Origin of the sequence: uncultured Chitinophaga sp., assembly GCF_937874145.1 — a bacterium.
Classification (GTDB): domain Bacteria; phylum Bacteroidota; class Bacteroidia; order Chitinophagales; family Chitinophagaceae; genus Chitinophaga.
This window is the reverse complement of sequence record NZ_CALNBI010000200.1, coordinates 1-3110: the sequence shown is the minus strand read 5'-3', so window position 1 is coordinate 3110 and position 3110 is coordinate 1. Positions and strand designations below refer to the sequence as shown.

Genomic DNA, 3110 nt, shown 5'->3' with positions numbered 1-3110 from the left:
ACGAAAGAGAAGGCCGTATTCACGGAACCCGCACCGGAGAAGCCCGGCGCCGTCACGGAAAGGATCACTTTCTTTTCCGGGATGGAGTCCTTCATGAATTCGACCAGGTTCACCACATAATCGTCCATCGCATCATAAGAAGTGCCTTCCGGCGCGGTGATGGACAGGCGGAACATGCTCCTGTCTTCAATCGGCGCCAGCTCGGACTGTATATTGATGAACAGGACGTAGATCATAGCGATACAGGCCGCGATGATCACCCAGGCGAACCAGCGTACCTGCACGAAACCTGCGAGCGTGTTCTTGTAGCTTCTTTCCATCCACTGGAAGAAGGGCTCGGTTTTTTCGTAGAACCAGGAATGCTTGTGCGTTTTGCGGGCCAGTTTCACGTTGAGCACCGGCGTAAGCGTGAGCGATACGAACGCGGAAATGAGTACCGCGCCTGCCACCACGATCCCGAATTCCCGGAACAGGCTTCCCACGAAGCCCTGGAGGAAGATGATGGGGAGGAACACGAACGCGAGCGTTACCGACGTGGCGATCACCGCGAAGAAGATCTCTTCCGATCCTTCCTTGGCGGCGCGCATACGGGGCATGCCCAATTCAATCTTTTTATAAATATTTTCCGTGACCACGATACCGTCGTCCACCACGAGCCCCGTAGCCAGTACGATCGCCAGCAGGGTGAGGATATTGATGGTGAACCCGCAGACGTACATGATGAAGAACGCGCCGATCAGCGACACGGGGATGTCGACGATCGGGCGGAGCGCCATGAGCCAGTCGCGGAAGAACAGGTATACGATGAGGATCACCAGCACGAGTGCGATAATGAGGGTTTCCTGCACCTCATGGATACTCTTCTTGATGAAGGCGGTATTGTCCATGGCGATGTTCAGGGAGAAATCCTCCGGCACCTCCTGCTTCAGCTGGTCATATCTTTTATAGAACTCTTCAGCGATGGCCACATAGTTGGAGCCCGGCTGCGGGATGAGGGCCAGGGCGATCTGGGGAATGCCGGATTCCTTCAGCTGCGTTTCCTCGTTTTCCGGTCCGAGTACGGCCTGCCCTACGTCGCGCAGGCGGATTTCGGCGCCGTTGACGTTTTTGATGATCAGTTCATTGAATTCCTCCTCCGTATCCAGCCGGCCGAAGGTGCGCACCGTCAGCTCCGTGGCGTTGCCCGCGATCTTGCCTGAAGGCAGTTCCACGTTCTCGCGCTGGAGGGCGAGCTGCACGTCGCCGGGGGTGAGGGAATAGGCGGAAAGGCGGGCGGGGTCCATCCAGATACGCATGGCGTATTTCTTTTCGCCCCAGACCTGAATGGCGGAAACGCCGGGAATGGTCTGCAGCCGTTCGAGGAGCACGTTGGTGGCATACTCTGTGATTTCCAGCTGGTTGCGGGTGTTGGACTGGACGGTCATGGAGATGATGGCGTCCGAGTTGGCGTCGGCTTTGGAAACGACGGGCGGGGCTTCCAGGTCGTTGGGCAGGTTGCGCTGGGCCTGGGAAACTTTGTCACGGACGTCGTTGGCCGCTGCTTCGAGGTCTTCGCTCAGTTCGAACTCCACGGTGATGTTGCTGGAGCCCTGGGAGCTGAGGGAGGAGATATTTTTGATACCGGCCACACCGTTGATCGCTTTTTCGAGCGGTTCGGTGATCTGGGTTTCGATGATATCGGAGTTGGCGCCGGGGTAGGACGTGCGGACGTTCACGACCGGCGGATCGATGGCGGGGAAGTCGCGCACCCCGAGGAAGGTGAAGCCCACCAGGCCGAAGATCACGATGATGATGTTCATCACGATGGCGAGGACGGGCCGTTTGAGTGATATGGAGGGTAAGCTCATAATGTCGTTATTAAGTTCTGGTAACCGCTGTTGTTGTTGGAACAGCGCACTATTGCACCTTATTATATTTGAAGGTCATACCCGGTTTAAGGGAGAGTATGCCTGTGGTAATAACGGTGTCTCCGATTTCCAGGCCGCTGGTGATCTGTACGTTGTTTTCGTTCCGGATGCCTGTTTCCACATTTACGAATTTGGCTTTGCCGCTGTCTGCGATGATGACCTGTTTGAACCGCGTTCCGGGAATCACGGCCTGGGAGGGGATCATGATGGCGTTTGGATTGTCTTTCAGCTGTATGGAGGTGCGGGCGAAGGATCCGGGGAACAGGATGCCGTTGGGATTGGGCACGATGGCGCGGATCTTTACGCTGCGGGTGGCCAGGTCGATTTTGGGATCGATGGCGTAGATGGAGCCGCGGTAGCGGTTGGTGTCGCCGGTCACGGAGAAGGTGACGGGGTCGCCTTTGCGGATGGCGTTGCGGTATTTTTCGGGCGAAGCGAAGTCGACCTTGAGGGGATCGAGCTGCTGCAGGGTGGTCATAATGGTGGTGGGGCCTACGATGGCGCCTTCGGAGACGTTGCGGAGGCCGATGGTGCCGCTGAAGGGCGCGCGGATCTCCGTTTTCTGGAGCTGCGCTTTATTGAATTCGATATCTGCGCCGTAGGCGGCTACCTGGTTGGTGGTTACGTCCACATCCTGGCGGCTGATACCGTTGATCTTCAGGAGGGATTCCTGGCGGGCGAGGGTGGTACGGGCGAGTTCGCGCTGGAGCTCCAGTTTGCGGAGGGTGGCGAGGATGTCGCCATCGTACAGTTTGATGAGGAGGGTGCCTTTGGCAACTTTGGCGCCTTCTTTAAAATATATATTAGTGATCCTGCCGGTGATTTCCGGTTTGAGTTCTACTTCTTCGTTGCTCTGGAGGGTGCCGGAGGCTTCGATGATTTCGTCGAGTTTCACAGGTTTCACTACATAGGCGTCGGCCATGATGGGCCTGCCGGCCGGCCGGGCTCCGCCTGCTGCGGGCGCTCCGCCTGGCGTGGCATCGCTTTTTGCGGTCAGCTTATAGATAAAGAAGCCGGCCACCGCCAGTACCAGGAAGAGAATAACAATTCGTAAGGTCTTATTTCGCATGTTTCAGTCTATATAAAGTTTAAATACCGTTTAGGCCCGGGACAAACAACGTGGAAGCTGTACCCCGCAAGTTAAGGGATTTCGAAGCCGGACAAATTTAATAATTGGACGTTATCGCGGTCCTGTTCCGGTTT

Annotated in this window: 2 protein-coding genes; both read right to left on the bottom strand. The window is 56.5% G+C overall.

Annotation, left to right across the window (positions count from 1 at the left end; all coding sequences use genetic code 11):
- Window positions 1–1847, bottom strand: a 1847-nt coding sequence (locus Q0510_RS09395) for an efflux RND transporter permease subunit (RefSeq protein ID WP_298710351.1), incomplete at its 3' end; no start/stop codon positions are given.
- A gap of 49 nt (window positions 1848–1896) precedes the next feature.
- Window positions 1897–2976, bottom strand: coding sequence for an efflux RND transporter periplasmic adaptor subunit (locus Q0510_RS09390; RefSeq protein WP_298710349.1), 1080 nt, complete (start codon window positions 2974–2976; stop codon window positions 1897–1899).
- Between the last annotated feature and the right edge of the window lie 134 nt (window positions 2977–3110).

What these genes read in the sequence shown, in the direction of transcription:
- Q0510_RS09390 (WP_298710349.1), bottom strand. Translation starts at nt 2,976, where the DNA reads ATGCGAAATAAGACCTTACGAATTGTTATTCTCTTCCTGGTACTGGCG.